Raw genomic sequence first — 15316 nt, forward strand, 5'->3', positions numbered from 1 at the left:
TTTCATGCACTTGGGGGCAGAGCACCCCAAGCCATGAAAGTTGTTTCACGTTAAAGGGAATGTGCGGTTGATCTTCAGTTCGCCGGGCCTTTGACGACGATGGCGCCGTCAATCGGCTTCACGCCGTAGCTGGTGAACAGCTTCTGAAAGCTGCCATCGGCGCGCATGTCGTTCAGCACCTTGGCCACGGTGTCGGCCAGTGGCTTGTTCTTCAGCGCGACCGCCACGGGGGTGGGGAACAGGCCCGACAACACCCGTTCAAAATCGCCACGCTTCTGGTATTCGGCGCCGGTGGAGTCGATCGACAACGCCACCTCGACCTGGCCTGCGCGCAGCGACTGGAAGGACATGGCAAAGTTCTCGAAGGTGCGGATGTTCATGCCCTTCAAGCCCTTGTCGGTCAGTTGCTTGTCGAGTTCGCGGGTCTTGCGCTCCTCGAAGCCGCCGAGCTCCACGCCAATGGTTTTGCCCGAGAGGTCTTCCACCTTGCTGATCTTGCCGGGATTGCCCTTGGCGGTGGAGATGCTGATGGCCTGGTCTTCATACGCCAACATCTGCATCAGCTTGGCGCGCTCATCGGTGTAGAAAATGCCGGTGTTGATCATGTCCCAGCGCCCGGCCTGCAGCCCGGGCACCATGGCCGAAAACTCGATGCGCACGTATTCCGGCTTGAGGCACAGGCGTTTGGCGATTTCTTCGCCCAGCTCCACCCGCATGCCCTTGAGCGTGCCGGTCTGGTCCACGTACTGCAAGGGCGGCAGCGTGGGGTTGACGGACATGGTCAAGGTGCCTTTCTTCACCAGCTGTGACTCGGGCACGCTGTATTTGCAGTCCTGCGCCTGGGCCTGGGTGGCCCCCAAGATGGCGGCGATGGAAACGAGGGCAAGCGAAAACTTCATCATGGTGGTTCCTTTGGTAGCGGTTGGAGGTGGTTAAGGCAAGGGCGGCGAGATCTGGCAGAGGTTCAACGGGAAATCGAGTTCAGCAGGCCCAGCTTGTCGAGCGCGCGGCGCAGCTCGGCCGCGTCGGCTGCAGGCAGGGGCAGGCGCGGCGCGCGGGGCTTGCCCACCGGCAGACCCATCATGTCCAGCGCGTCTTTCGAGGCGGCCACATAGCGGTGGCCGCCGACCCACTTCACGATGGGCAGCATTTTTTGGTACAGGGCCAGGGCCTGGTCCATGTCTTTTTCGTCGGCCACCAGCTCGAACAGGCGGGCTGACATGTGTGGAATCAGGTTGGAGCAGACCGCCACCCAGCCCTGGGCGCCCAGCCAGAAAGATTCGTAGCCCAGAATGCCGGCAAACACCGTCATGCGGTCGCCGCACAGGTCGATGATGTCGCGCACGCGGGTGACTTCCAGCGTGGACTCCTTGATATAGCAGCAGTTGTCGATCTGCGCCAGGCGCGCCACGATAGGCGGCGTCAGGTCCACATTGGCCGTGGCCGGATTGTTGTACAGCATGATGGGAATGCTGATCGCCTCGCCTACCTTGCGGTAGTGCGCAAACAGCTCGTCTTCCGTAGGGCACGAATAGAAAGGCGGAATGACCATCACGCCATCGGCGCCCATCTCCTGCGCCTCCTTGCTGAGACGGACGCATTCATCGGTCCACTCCGCGCCGGTACCGATCAGCACCGGCACCCGCTTGTTCGCGGTCTTGATGCAGGTGTCGATGACCAGTTGGCGTTCACCCGGCGTCAGCGACAGGAACTCCCCCGTGCTGCCCAGTGGAATCAGCCCGTGGATGCCCTGCTCTATCTGCCAGTCCACCAGCCGCTGCAGGGCGGGCACATCGACATGCTTGCCGTCCGCCGTCAAAGGGGTGATCAGGACGGTGTAGGTACCGCGGAATTTGCTCATGTTTGGCTTCACTTCTGGTGTGGAAAGCAGTTTTTGCGACTTGCTTTTTTGATGTATACGTGTAGTATACGTATACGTTTCACCAAGTCAAGCCTGTTTACAAATATTCGTCCACCATGGCGGCGCACCTCACCCACCCCCTGATACCTTGCACCGGCACGCCCCTGCACTTCTCTTACGACGGCCAGGCCGTGCCGGCCTTGGAGGGCGAAACCATTGCCGCCGCCCTGGCTGCCAGCGGCATCCAGGCCTTGCGCCGCACCCGGGATGGTCAGCGGCGCGGCCTGTACTGCGGCATGGGGGCCTGCCATGAATGCCTGGTCACCGTGGACGGCCTGGCCAGCCAGCGCGCCTGCATGACCAAGGCGCAAGCCGGGCAAATCGTGCAATCCGCAAGCTCGCCAGTGACAGAGAACGCCCCCCAGCTGCATCCGCTAACGCCACCGCCCCATGCGGCGCCGGCCGCCATCACGGTTGATGTGCTGGTAATTGGCGCCGGCCCGGCGGGCTTGTCCGCCGCCATCGCAGCATGCAAAAGCGGTGCCAGCGCCACGGTGCTGGACGAACGCCTGCAGACCGGCGGGCAGTTTTACAAGCCGCTGGCGCTCTCGCACCAAGCCGCCAAACCAGCTGACAAGCAGTTCGCCGGTGGTCTTGCGCTGACCCGGGAAGCGCAGGCGGCAGGGGTGGATATCCGGCAAAGTGCCCAGGTATGGGCCGCGTTTTCGGCCACCGAAGTAGGCGCCATCATCGAAGGCCGCGCCACGGTATTCCATTGCAAGCAGTTGGTCATTGCGCCGGGTGCGTACGAGCGGCCCGTTTCCTTTCCCGGCTGGACCTTGCCTGGCGTGATGAGCACCGGCGCGGGTCAGACCCTGGCCCGCGCCTACCGCGTGTCACCCGGCCAGCGCGTGGTGATCGCCGGCAACGGCCCCTTGAACCTGCAACTCGCGGCCGAGTTGCTCGCAGGAGGCGCCAAGGTACTGGCCGTGCTGGAAAGCGCCCCCCGGCCCGGCTTTGCGCAATGGCGCGAGCTGGTTCAGGCCAGCCGCACCGGGCCGGACTTGCTGCTGGACGGCGCCCGCTACCTGGCGTTACTGCGCCGCCACGGCGTCCCGGTGCTGTGGGGCCACGCGGTGGTCGCGGCCGAGGGCAAGGACAGCCTGCACACCGTGCATGCGGCGCGGCTCGATGCGCAGGGCCAGGCCGTGGCGGGCAGCGAACAGCGATTCCAGGCCGACGCCTTGTGTGTGGGCTACGGATTCATCCCCTCCACCGAACTGGCCCGCATGCTGGGCTGCCAGCACCGGTTGGTAGCGCGCCACCTGGGCTACTTGGCCACCGTGACCGACGAAGACGGGCGCACCAGCATCCCCGGCGTCTTTGTGGTGGGCGACGGCGCCGACCTGGGCGGCTCGCGCGTGGCATTGGCGCGCGGCAGCTTGGCAGGCTGCGCCGCCGCACGCCAGCTAGGCCATGCCGCACCTCCACCGGCGCACAGCCTGCAGGCGCTGCAGCGGGGACTGGCCTTCCAGCACGCGCTCTGGTCGCTCTACCAGGCGCCGCCGGTCAGTCTGCGGCAGGTACCCGACGAGACCTTGCTGTGCCGCTGCGAAGACATCACGTTCGGCTCGGTACGCGCCCAGATTGCGGCGGGCCGCGACACCCTGGCCGCCATCAAGCGCAACACCCGCCTGGGCATGGGCCGATGCCAGGGCCGCTACTGCGCCAACGTGGCGGCGCGCCTGGTGCACGAAATCACCGGCCGGCCCAACAGCGTGGAACAGTACTTCGCCCCGCGCGCGCCGACCCGGCCCGTGCCCGCGGGCGCCCTGGGCTTCGAAAAGCCGGAATGGGGCGGCCACCGCCCGGCCATCACGCCCAATCTGGCCCACCCGGTGGAAGACGCACCGCTGGCGGAGAAAAAAGTCGATGTGCTGGTGATTGGCGGCGGCGTGCTGGGGGCCAACCTCGCCTACTTTCTCGCGCGCGCAGGCCAGGACGTGCTGGTGGTGGACCGCGACGACATCAACCTGCAGGCCTCCGGCGCCAACGCGGGCAGCCTGCATGTGCAACTGCTCTCGTTCGACTTTGGCGCCAAAGCGCAGGAAGGCGGTGGCCCGGCCGCTGCCACGCTGCCGCTGGGACCGCTGTCGGTCAAGCTGTGGCAACAGATCCAGGAAGATTGCGGCGAAGACCTGGAAGTCAAAATCACCGGCGGCCTGATGGTGGCCGACAGCGCCCAAGGCATGGCATTCCTGCAGGCCAAGGCGGCGCTGGAGCGCAGCCACGGCATAGAAGCCCATGTGGTGGACGGCAACGAGTTGCGCCGCCTGTCCCCGGCCTTGTCGCCCAGCTTGCTGGGCGCCGGATGGTGCCCGATGGAAGGCAAGATCAACCCCTTGCGTGCCACCTATGCGGTGGCGGCCAAGGCGATGCAGCGCGGCGCCCGCTTCATCCGTGGCTGCAACGTGGAGCGGATCGAGCGCCACGCAGGCGATGGCGCGGGCTTCACCGTGCACACCTCGCGCGGCACGATACGCGCCGGCCGCATCGTCAACGCCAGCGGCGCCTGGTCCAGCGCCGTGGGTGCGATGCTGGGCGTCAAAGTGCCGGTCAAGGGCGCGCCGCTGCAGATGATCGTGACCGAACCGGCGCCGCCCCTGGTCAGCCACCTGATTGCCCACGCCGACCGCCACCTCAGCATGAAACAGGCGGCCACCGGCGGCCTCATCATCGGCGGCGGCTGGACCGCGGCGTTTGATGCCGGCATGCGCCTGAACCACGCCGAACGCAGCAGCATCGAAGGCAATCTGTGGGTGGCCAACCAGGTGCTGCCCGCCCTGGCCGGCCTGCATGTGGTCCGCTGCTGGGCCGGCATGAACGTCAACATCGACGGCGCCCCCATCCTGGGCGAGGTGCCTGGCGTGCCGGGCTTCTTCAACGCCGTCACCTCGAACGGCTACACCCTGGCGCCGATCGCCGCCAGCCTGGTGGCCGACCTGCTGGTGCGCGGGCGTACCGACATCGACATCCAACCCTATCGCATCGAACGTTTCAACTAAGCCCATGACAACTATGAAAACCCAGACCCCGCCATCCGCCAAAGACGCCATGCGTGGCTTCATAGAGCAGCATTTTGAAGAGCAGGTCCGCGCCCTCGCCCGCCTGGTGCAATGCCCGTCCGACAACCCGCCCGGCGACTGCGCACCGCATGCGCTGGTCACGGCGCAGTGGCTCGCGGAGATGGGCTTTGCGGTGGAGCGCCATGCGGTGCCGCAGGCCCTGGCGCAGCAGCACGGCATGCAGAGTGTCACCAACCTGATCGTGCGGGAAAAGTTCGGCGACGGTGGCCCGGTGGTGGCCATGAACGCCCATGGCGATGTGGTTCCCCCGGGCGAGGGCTGGACCGCCAGCCCCTACAGCGGCGAGATCCGCGACGGCTGGCTGTACGGCCGCGGCGCGGCCGTGTCCAAGTCGGACTTCACCACCTACGCCTACGCCTTGCGCGCGCTGAAATCCCTCTCCGGCGTGGCGCTCAAGGGCCAGGTGGAGCTGCACTTCACCTACGACGAGGAAACCGGCGGCATGACCGGCCCGCACTGGATCCTGCAGCAAGGGCTGTCCAAGCCCGACTACGTGCTGTCGGCGGCCTTCTCGCACCATGTGGTGACCGCGCACAACGGCTGCCTGCACCTGGAAATCACGCTGCGCGGCCGATCCGCCCACGCCGCCTGGCCCGAGACCGGCAGCGACGCCATCGAGGCCAGCGTGCCCTTGCTGGCCGCGCTGTACCGCTACCGCGACAGCCTGGCCGATCGCCCGTCCCGCACCCCCGGCATCACCCACCCGACCCTGGTGGTCGGGCTGGTCAAGGGCGGCATCAACACCAATGTCGTGCCCGATATGGTGACCCTGCGCGTCGACCGCCGCATCGTGCCCGAGGAAGTGCCGGAGCAGGTCGAAGCCGAGTTGCGCGAGGTGGTTGCCGCGTCGGTGCGCCAGCTCGCCGGCATCCAGGTCGAGGTCACGCAAATCCTGCTGGCCCGGCCGTTCAAGCCCGTGGCCGGCGCGCAGGCCCTCACCGATCTGGTGTGCCGCGAAGGCAGCGCCGTGCTGGGCACACCGGTGACACCGATAGGCGTACCGCTGTACACCGATGCCCGGCTCTACAGCGAAGCCGGCATTCCCACCGTGATGTACGGCGCCGGCCCGGCCACGCTGCTGGCAGCCAACGGCCACCGCGCCGATGAGCGAGTGCCGCTGCTGGAACTGCAACAGGCCACGCAGGTGGTGGCCAACGTCCTGCTGGAACTGCTGACCGGCTGAAGCCGCAGCTGCACCGCAGGCCCCCTCAACCGCTCAGGACCGCACAGAAAGTATTGAAATGATCAACATCAACAATGTCAGCAAATGGTATGGCAGCTTCCAGGTGCTGAGCGACTGCAGCACCCGGATCCGCAAGGGCGAGGTGGTGGTGGTGTGCGGCCCGTCGGGCTCGGGCAAATCCACCCTCATCAAATGCGTCAACGCGCTGGAGTCGATCCAGCAAGGCGACATCGTGGTGGACGGTGTCTCGGTCACCAACCCCAAGATCAACCTCAACCAGCTGCGCTCGCGCGTCGGCATGGTGTTCCAGCATTTCGAGCTGTTCCCGCACCTGTCGATCACGGAGAACCTCACCTTGCCGCAGATCCGGGTCCTCAAACGCAGCGAGAGCGAAGCCCGGCGCAAGGCCCTGGTCTTACTGGAACGTGTCGGCCTGTCGGCCCATGCGCACAAATTTCCGGCCCAGCTCTCGGGCGGCCAGCAGCAACGGGTGGCGATTGCCCGGGCCCTGGCTATGGACCCCATCGCCATGCTGTTTGACGAACCCACCTCGGCGCTGGACCCCGAGATGGTCAACGAAGTGCTCGACGTCATGGTGCAGCTCGCCAGCGACGGCATGACCATGATGTGCGTGACCCACGAAATGGGCTTTGCACGCAAGGTGGCGCACCGCGTCATCTTCATGGACCGGGGTGCGATTGTGGAGGACTGCGACAAGGAATCGTTCTTTGGCAGCCCCCACGCCCGCAGCGAACGGGCACAGCAGTTTCTATCCAAGATACTTCAGCATTGATAGAACCGACATGGTTTTGGGGTACCTCATGCAGGTGCACATGCGCCGCATAGGCTTTAGGCCGCCAGCACTTATTCCGCCTATGTCAGAAGCTATTCAATCAATAGCAACCGGCTTACAGGGCCGGGTCGCGTGCTTCCCAGCGGATCTTGTCAATCTCGGCCAGCACTTCAGGTGACAGGGTGGTGCCGTGAGCATCCAGGTCTTCATCGAGTTGCGCCACGGAAGTCACTCCGATGATGGTGCTGGCCACCTGCCATTTGGTGTAGCAAAACGCCAGCGCCAGCTGCGAGGGCGTGAGGCCATGCGCACGCGCCAGGGCGTTGTAGCGCCGCGCGGCGGCCAGCGCCTCGGGACGGCCCCAGCGCTGCATGCGCACCGATTCAAACTTGGCGATGCGCGCATCTTTGGGCGCATCGGGGCCGTCAATGCCCGACTGGTCGTATTTGCCGGTCAGCAGGCCAAAGGCCAGCGGCGAATAAGCCAGCAGCGAGACGCCCAGGCGGTGCATGGTTTCGTCCAGGCCGTTTTCCACCGTGCGGTTGACCAGGCAATAGGGGTTTTGCACGGTGGCCACGCGCGGCAGGCCGTGCTGCTCGGCCAGGCGCACAAACTCGTGCACGCCATAAGGCGTTTCATTGGACAGGCCTATGGCGCGCACCTTGCCCGCCCTGACGAGGCCGGCCAGCGCTTCGAGCTGCTGATGAATCGACGACACCGCCTTGTCCTTGGCCGGGTCGAAGTACAAGGCGCCAAACGCCGGCACATGGCGTGCCGGCCAGTGAATCTGGTAGAGGTCAATCACATCGGTCTTCAGGCGCTTGAGGCTGTCATTGCAGGCGCCCACGATGTCTGCGGCGGTGAGGTCGGTGCTGCCGTTGCGAATCCAGGGCATGCCGCGCGCCGGGCCGGCCACCTTGCTGGCCAGCACCAGCTGGCCGCGGGCGGAGGGATGTTTGGCGAACCAGTTGCCGAGTATGGTCTCGGTGGCGCCAAAGGTTTCGGCCCGTGCCGGCACCGAATACATCTCGGCGGTGTCGAGAAAATTGATGCCCCGCTCCAGCGAGCGGTCGAGTATGCGATGGGCAGTGGCTTCATCGACCTGCTCGCCAAAAGTCATGGTGCCCAGGCAAATGGGCGTGACGTGCAAATCACTGCTGCCGAGTTGAACTTTATTCATGGGAATGAGGCTGGAAATTAGTGAACAGTCCCCCGTGAAGAGGAGACAGACGATCGGTGACGGAACTCACAAAGCCTTAGTTTAAGGCCTTGAATGACCATTTGCGGCTCAGCAATTCGCGCCCTTGTCTTACAACACCTGCGCATTTGAGCAGTAGGATTCCTCCATCAGCGGTGTTAACTCGCCCTGTCCCATTTACCCATTCCGAGGAGCATCTTCATGAAAACACCCTTCATCACATCCCTGATCTGCGCTGCACTGGCCCTGACGGCCTGCGCCGACATGAGCCAAACACAGCAGGACACGGCCAAGGGCGCCGGCATTGGTGCCGTCGCTGGTGCCCTGCTGGGTGCGGCGACCGACGGCTCCAAAGGCGCCGCTACCGGAGCCGTGCTGGGCGGCGCCCTGGGCGCCGGCGGCGGCTACATCTGGTCCAAGAAAATGCAGGACCAGAAAGCGGCCATGGAGAAAGCCACCGCGGGCACCGGTGTCGCCGTCAGCCAGACCGCCGACAATCGCCTGAAGCTGGACATCCCCAGCGATGTGTCGTTTGACGTGGGCCGCGCGGCCATCAAGCCCAACTTCGCACCGGTGCTGAACCACTTCGCCACCAGCCTGAACCAGAATCCGGTCACCACGGTGACCATCATTGGCCATACCGACAACACCGGTACCGACGCCATCAACAACCCCCTGTCCTTCGACCGTGCCAATGCGGCCCGCGACTACCTCGTCAGCCGTGGTGTGGCCGCAACCCGCATCGCCACGGACGGACGCGGTTCGCGCGAACCGGTCGCCGACAACAGCACGCAGGCCGGCCGTGACAAAAACCGCCGCGTCGAAATCTATGTGGCGGAGCGGGTCGCAGGCCGATAATCCCGGCGCCCCGCGCTTCCTTCTCAAGCACCTTCGGGTGCTTTTTGTTTTGCAGGATGGCAACCCAACCGATCGGTGCCAGTTCCAATGCGGATTTTTATCTCGAATTGCGACAGCGAAAAAGCGGCACTCGGGCGCGCACAAGACCTCACGGCAGCCCGAGCACGCCGCGCAATTCGGACTTGGCGGCGGCGAAGTCCCGGCGGTACTCGGCGTTCTGCTGCGCGAGCACCGCGATCATCACGGCCAGCTGCCGGCCCGCTTCGACGTCGCTGGGGTAGTGAACGCCGCCCAGCACCCGGTTGTCGCCGAATTCCTTGGCGCGCTCGAAGATCTGCGTCCGTTTCTCCGGCACCATGTCGGCCAGCGCAATGCCGGTGAGAAAGCCAAACGTGGAATGCCCGCTCGGGTAAGACCCGCTGTTGGAATACTTGGCGACCGGTTCGAGGCGTTTGTCGACCACGGGCGGACGCGGGCGCGCCCACATGTCCTTGCCCTGCTTGTTGAACGCGCTCTCGGTCTTGTAAAGCCTTTTGAAGAACTTCGCCGCCGCCGGCAGGTTTTGCTCGGTGAACGCCGGCCCCATGACATCCGCGAAACGGAAGACGCTCTGTTCCAGGTCGGCCGCCGACCGGGCCGCCTGCTCCGGCGTCCGCTTCTTCTGCAGATCCAGCATCCATTCGATTTCCCGGCGTGCAACCTCCGCGCTTGGCGGTGGCGCCAGGAAGCGGGTCGAATCGAGCTGTTCCACGGAAAGATAGAGCGACTGCTCCTCTTTCGCCAGCACGGCCGTGCTTCCAAAAGCCACGAAGGCGCCACACAACAGCAAATTGGCCAGTCTCCTCATTCATCTCTCCTTCGGTCTACGCTTATGCATCAGCCGCCAACCGGGCGGCGCGGAATTCCTCACAAGACGGGTCAAAACAAAATATCGCCAGCGATCACGGTGCGGACGCGCTCAGAGGCTGAGAGTTTTTCGAAGCGACGGTATTTCCTCCCTCGCCCCTTTGGGGAGAGGGGCCGCGCGCCCCTGTCGTGGCCACTCGCCGGCCCTCACCCCCGCCCTCTCCCAGAGGGAGAGGGAGTGAAATCGAAAAACTCTCACGCGCTCAGTGCGACACCCCCCAGATGGTCCGCAGCTGCGACAGGGTCGCGATCACCGCCGGGTCGTGCTCCGCGGTTTTGGGGTAAATGAAGCTCAGCAGCGCCGCCACGCGCGTGTGCGGCCAGATCACCACCTCGTCGCGCTCGCTGGCCGGCACCGCGATGTCTTCGCGCAGCAACGCCAGGCCCACACCCGAACGCACCAGGCTGTGCGGCGAGGCGGCCTCATCCGACTCCAGCACGGTATTGGGCGTCAGCCCCTGGCGGGCGAACATGTCCTTGAGCAGGGTCTGCGCATGGTGCTGGGCCGGCGCGCCTATCCACGGCATGCCGGCAATCTCGCGCCAGCCCGCATGCAGCAGGCGCGGGCGAAAGCCGAACGGCCCCGCAATGCGGTACTGGATGGTCTGCAGCGGCACGCCCAGCACTTCGCGCGGGATATTGGGCCCGATGTAGAACGCGCCCTGCAGCGCTTCGGCCGCCACGAGATCACGCAGCTCCTCGGCATGGCCGTGGCGCGTCTTGATGTCGAGCAAGGGCAGCGTCCGCACCAGCGAGTTGAGCAGCGAACCCAGCCGCAATGAATCCGGGTCGCCGACCGTGCCGATGACGAGCGAGCCCGTGACCTTGCCTTTCAGTTCCATGGCCTTGCCGAGCAGCGACCCGGCCGCGGCCAGCACCTGCTCCGCGTCGGCCAGCATCAGCTCGCCCGCCTTGGTCAGCGTGATGCGGCCCGGCCGCCTGTCGAACAGGGTGAGGCCCAGTTCCTCCTCCAGCGCCTTGATCTGGGCCGTGACGGCCGGCTGCGTCACGTGCAGCACTTCGGCGGCCCGTGTCAGATGGCCCAGCTTGGCCACGGTGACGAAGGCGCGCAGTTGGTAGATTTCCATGAGCGGCGACGCGGGGTCGTCGTTCAGTTGTCGAGAAAGCGGACCTGCGTCGGCTCGATGCCGAGCCGCACCTCGGCGCCTGGCGGGAACATGGCCAGCCCCGAGTAGTGCGCCTGGTCGGCCACCATGGCCACCTCGCCCACGCGCACGCGGTAGCGCGAGAACTCGCCGAGGAATTCGGAGCTTTCCACGCGCCCCTCGACCCAGACGCGGGAAGCGTCCACCTGCTCGTCGCGCACCCGGATGCTGACCTGGTGCGGCCTGAACGCCATGGCCGCCGCGCCGGGGCGCAGGGTCGATTCGGGCGGATGCGGGAAGGTCAGCGGGCCCAGGCCGTTCACGTTGAAGCTCATGGTCTCGCCATTGACATGGCTGATGTGGCCCTCCAGCAGGTTGGCCGTGCCGACGAAGCCCGCCACGAAGCGGTTGCCCGGGAAATCGAACAGCCCGGCGGCGGTGCCGACCTGTTGCAGGATGCCCTTGTCGAGCACGGCCATGCGGTCGGCCGTGGTCATGGCCTCTTCCTGGTCGTGCGTCACGAAAATCGTCGTGATGCCCAAGGTGCGCTGCAGGTTCTTGAGCTCCTCGCGCATTTGCACGCGCAACTGCTTGTCCAGGTTGGACAAGGGCTCGTCCAGCAGCAGCACCTGCGGCTCGATCACGATGGTGCGCGCCAGCGCGACGCGCTGCTGCTGGCCACCCGACAGCATGGAAGGCCGCCGCTTGGCGTACTGTTTCAGGCCCACCAGGTCCAGCGCATCCTCGACTTTCTGCTGGATGGTTTTCTTATCAACTTTCCTCTCCACCAGGCCGAACGCGACGTTGTCCCAGACGGTCATGTGGGGCCACAGCGCGTAGTTCTGGAACACCATGCCGACGTTGCGCAGGTGCGGGGGTGTGCCCGAGACGTCCTTGCCGTCGATCAGCAGCGAGCCGCCCTGGTGCTGGTTGAAGCCGGCGATCAGGCGCAGCAAGGTGGACTTGCCCGAGCCGCTGGGGCCCAGCAGCGCGAAAAACTCGCCGGGCTCCACCGACAGGGTGATGTCTTTCAGGACTTCGGTTTTTCCGTAGCTCAGGGAAAGGTGTTTGGCAACAACGCCCACTTTTTTCAAGGGTTTCAACATGGTTTACTCTCAGTCTTCGTGGCGGGCGGCCGTGCGCGCATTGGAGCGCTCAGCCACCCAGTGGGATAGATAGGTGCCCACGGCGACGACCACCACGGCGATCACGCCCAGGGCCGAGCCGGGGCCGCGGCCCGAGACGCTCTGCATGTACAGGTAGATGCCGTAGCTCATGGGCGCGTTCGACTCGGTCGTGGTCAGCATGATGGTGGCCGACAGTTCCACGGCAGCGGTGATGAAGCTGGTGACAAAACCGGCAAGGATACCGCCGGCCATGAGCGGCACCACGATGCGGCGTATCGTGCTGAGCCGGTTGGCGCCCAGGCTCTGGGCCGACTCCTCCAGCGAGATGTGCACCTGCTGCAGCGCCGCGTAGCAGGAACGCAAGGCGTAGGGCAGGCGTCGCACGGCATAGGCAATCATGATCAGCACCCAGGTGGCGGTGATGGGCGTGTCGCTGAACGGAACCGCCATGCCCTTGAAGATGCGCAGGTAGCCAATCGCCAGCACCAGGCCGGGAATCGCCAGCGCAATCGACGAGGCCCAGTCCAGCCACTGGCGCGCCGGCAGCCGGGTGCGCAGGATCAGGTAGGCAATGGCCGTGCCGATGACCACGTCCAGCCCGGCGGCCAGGCCGCAGTACAGCAGCGTGTTGTGGATCATCCGACTGGAGTCGCTGAACACGGTAGCGTAGTGCTGCAGCGTAAAGGCATCCGGCAGGACGGAAAAACTCCAGACCTTGGCAAAGCTCATCAGCAGGATGCCCAGGTGCGGCGACAGCACCACCACCAGCACCAGCCCTATCCAGAAGTAGGCGATGGCGGACTGCCAGGCCGTCAGCTTGCGCCGCTGGATGCTGTTGCCGCCCTTTTGCAGGGTCGAGTAGTCGCGCCCCTTCATGACCCGGGCCGCCAGCCACATGGCCAGGATGGAAAAGGCAATCATGATGACGCTGATCACATAGCCCAGCGGGTCGTCCACGCCCACGGACGTGATGCGCAGATAGGCCTGGGGCGCGAGCATATTGGTCGTGCCCATCACCAGCGGCGTGCCCAGGTCGTCGAACACCTTCACGAAGACCAGGGACGCCCCCGCCAGGAAGCCGGGCATGGCCAGCGGGAAAATCACGCGGCGGAACAGCCTGAAACCGGTGCAGCCCAGGTTTTGCGCGGACTCTTCCATGGCGCCATCGATGTTGCGCAGGGACGCCACCAGGTTCAGCAGGATGAACGGGAAGTAGTGCAGGCTCTCGACGAAGATGATGCCGCCCAGGCCTTCCATGACCGGGATGGTGAAGCCGAACCATTGGTCGAGCAGCAGGTTGACCGAGCCGCTGCGCCCGAAGATCAGCTGCAAAGCCACGGCGCCCACGAAGGGCGGCATGATCAGCGGCAGGATGCCCAGCGTCTGGATGACCAGCGCGCCGCGGAACTCAAAACGCACCGTCAGGTAGGCCAGGGGGATCGCGATAAGCGAGGCGAACACCACGGAGAACACGGCCACCAGCATGCTGTTGACGAAGGACTCCCTGAACAGGGACTGCCCGAAGAAGTTGGCGAAATGGCCCAAGGTGAGCCGCCCCTCTTCCGTCACGAAGGCGGTGTAGATCACCGACCCGACGGGCGCGAGCAGAAACAGCGCCAGGAAGGCGAAGATGATGAGGCCGGCCAGCCAGGCGCCCAGCCCGCCCGGCAGCCGCCAGGTGCGGGGTTGTGCCAGCAGCACCGGCGAGTTCACGGTTGAAGAAGTCATTGACGGGGCAGTCCTTATTTGAGGAGCGCGGACGCTTCACCGGCCAGCTGTTCGGCGCGGGCGTAGTTGGCTTTAGCTTTGGAGTTCCAGAGCTCTTCCAGGCCGGTAAGCTGCTTGGCGACGGCCACGTCTTTTTTGTTCTTGCGGAAGATTTCCAGGAACTGCTTGTCGTTGACGTTCTTCTCGTCCACCAGCGGCGTGTAGGCAAAGCTGCGCGCCTGCTTGAGCAGCTCGGCGGCGCGCGGGTTGGGCTTGGCGGCCAGCTTGCGTTCAGCCTCATGAATGGCCTTGGTCGCCGCCTGCAGCTCTTTCAGCCGGAAGGTGACGGTCTGGTCGAACAGGCTGGTCACCAGCGCGTAGCGCGCCTCGGACAGCTCCGAGTCGAACTTCACCTTGGACTTGCGCGCGATGTCGTAGATGTTGGGGTAGTCGTGCGGCACCTTCAGGCCCGCGACAGAATACGGAAGCACCGGCATGCGGCTGATCTTGGGATCGAAGAGCAGCTCCTGGCCTTCCGTCGACAGCGAGTAGGCGATGAACTTGCTGGCCTCGGCGGTATTCTTGCCGCCGGCAATCATCGCAATGCTGGCGGGCACGACCGACGTGACGCTGGGATACACAAAGTCCACCGGGAAGCCCGAATACCGGCCCGCCAGGCCAAAGAAGTCAATGACCAGGCCTATGCCGAACTGGCCGTTGTTCACGCCGTCGGGTACGCCGAAGCTGCGGTCGGTGACGGCGGCGCAGTTGCCGCCGATCTGCAACAGCTGGGTCCAGCCCTTTTCCCAGCCTTCACCCTGCAGGATGGTTTCCACCGTGAGATGGGTAGTGCCCGAACGCGAGGGCGACGACAGCGCCACATGGCCGTAGTAAACGCCCTTGGTCAGGTCAGCCCATTCCTTGGGTGCAGGCAGCTTGTTGGCCTGCATATAGCGCTTGTTGGTCATGATGCCGTAGCCCGACAAGGCCTGGCCAAAGTAAAAGCCCTCCGGATCGTTGACCGGGTAGTTGCCGATTTTTTTCGGCACCAGCGGGTTGCCGGCCTCGGGCACCTTCTGCAACAGCTTGTCGCGCGCCAGCACCTCAAAGGCCACCACGTCCGACGACCAGAACACATCGGGGCGCTGGCCGGCCGCGGTTTCGCGGATGTAGGGAATGGAGGCGGTGCCGCTTTTGTTCAGTATCTCGAGCTTGATCGTGGGGTTTTTGGCCTCGAACGCCTTTCTGTAGGTGTCCGTGATTTCTTTCGGGAAAGAAGTGATTACGGTGACCGTGCCGGCCTGGGCGGCCGCGTAAATGGACAGGCCTAGGGCGAGCGCCAGGGCCGTGACTACCGGCTTGAATGCAATGCTGCGCATGGATGTCTCCTTCGGGTTGTTGAGTTGTGCCCGAAGGTTACGCACGACGCCG

The 15316-nt window shown here is 64.9% G+C and carries 12 protein-coding genes; 4 read left to right on the forward strand and 8 right to left on the reverse strand.

Annotation, left to right across the window (positions count from 1 at the left end):
• Window positions 1-74: 74 nt before the first annotated feature.
• Window positions 75-902, reverse strand: a complete 828-nt coding sequence (locus PJE01S_RS11030) for an ABC transporter substrate-binding protein (protein WP_245660724.1) — start codon at window positions 900-902, stop codon at window positions 75-77.
• 62 nt (window positions 903-964) lie between these two features.
• Complete coding sequence (gene dapA / locus PJE01S_RS11035) at window positions 965-1861, reverse strand: 4-hydroxy-tetrahydrodipicolinate synthase (protein WP_068833655.1); 897 nt, start codon at window positions 1859-1861, stop codon at window positions 965-967.
• Window positions 1862-1977: 116 nt separating this feature from the next.
• On the opposite strand from dapA, the gene PJE01S_RS11040 reads away from it, so the two are divergent.
• From PJE01S_RS11040 to PJE01S_RS11050, 3 genes are read left to right on the forward strand one after another with little or no spacing between them, the layout of a single operon-like run.
• The gene (locus PJE01S_RS11040; RefSeq protein WP_068833656.1) at window positions 1978-4926 is read left to right on the forward strand and encodes an FAD-dependent oxidoreductase; all 2949 of its coding nucleotides are present in this window, start codon (window positions 1978-1980) and stop codon (window positions 4924-4926) included.
• 13 nt (window positions 4927-4939) lie between these two features.
• Window positions 4940-6190 (forward strand): M20/M25/M40 family metallo-hydrolase, encoded by a 1251-nt coding sequence (locus PJE01S_RS11045; RefSeq protein ID WP_068833657.1) that lies wholly within the window; start codon window positions 4940-4942, stop codon window positions 6188-6190.
• A 58-nt stretch (window positions 6191-6248) separates the two neighbouring features.
• A complete protein-coding gene (locus tag PJE01S_RS11050; RefSeq protein WP_068833658.1) occupies window positions 6249-6983 on the forward strand; it encodes an amino acid ABC transporter ATP-binding protein in 735 nt (244 codons plus the stop codon).
• Window positions 6984-7098: 115 nt separating this feature from the next.
• On the opposite strand, the gene PJE01S_RS11055 is transcribed toward PJE01S_RS11050, so the two are convergent.
• Window positions 7099-8163, reverse strand: coding sequence for an aldo/keto reductase (locus PJE01S_RS11055; protein ID WP_068833659.1), 1065 nt, complete (start codon window positions 8161-8163; stop codon window positions 7099-7101).
• 219 nt (window positions 8164-8382) lie between these two features.
• Between PJE01S_RS11055 and PJE01S_RS11060 the strand changes: the two genes are divergently transcribed.
• A complete protein-coding gene (locus tag PJE01S_RS11060; protein ID WP_068833660.1) occupies window positions 8383-9039 on the forward strand; it encodes a YiaD family glycine zipper/OmpA-like lipoprotein in 657 nt (218 codons plus the stop codon).
• A gap of 148 nt (window positions 9040-9187) precedes the next feature.
• On the opposite strand, the gene PJE01S_RS11065 is transcribed toward PJE01S_RS11060, so the two are convergent.
• The 5 genes from PJE01S_RS11065 to PJE01S_RS11085 all read right to left on the reverse strand — a co-directional run bounded on the left by PJE01S_RS11065 (window position 9188) and on the right by PJE01S_RS11085 (window position 15264).
• Window positions 9188-9886 carry an acid phosphatase gene (locus PJE01S_RS11065; protein WP_068833661.1) on the reverse strand — a complete coding sequence of 233 codons (699 nt, stop codon included), beginning with the start codon at window positions 9884-9886 and terminating at the stop codon, window positions 9188-9190.
• A 262-nt stretch (window positions 9887-10148) separates the two neighbouring features.
• Entirely contained in the window at window positions 10149-11033 is an 885-nt protein-coding gene (locus PJE01S_RS11070; protein WP_068833662.1) for a LysR family transcriptional regulator, read from the reverse strand.
• 23 nt (window positions 11034-11056) lie between these two features.
• Entirely contained in the window at window positions 11057-12145 is a 1089-nt protein-coding gene (locus PJE01S_RS11075; protein ID WP_068833727.1) for an ABC transporter ATP-binding protein, read from the reverse strand.
• Between the two features lie 21 nt (window positions 12146-12166).
• Window positions 12167-13906, reverse strand: coding sequence for an ABC transporter permease (locus PJE01S_RS11080; protein WP_068833663.1), 1740 nt, complete (start codon window positions 13904-13906; stop codon window positions 12167-12169).
• A 14-nt stretch (window positions 13907-13920) separates the two neighbouring features.
• A complete protein-coding gene (locus tag PJE01S_RS11085) occupies window positions 13921-15264 on the reverse strand; it encodes an ABC transporter substrate-binding protein (RefSeq protein ID WP_068833664.1) in 1344 nt (447 codons plus the stop codon).
• Window positions 15265-15316: the final 52 nt, after the last annotated feature.

It is taken from the genome of Polaromonas jejuensis NBRC 106434 (assembly GCF_001598235.1).
Classification (GTDB): domain Bacteria; phylum Pseudomonadota; class Gammaproteobacteria; order Burkholderiales; family Burkholderiaceae_C; genus Polaromonas; species Polaromonas jejuensis.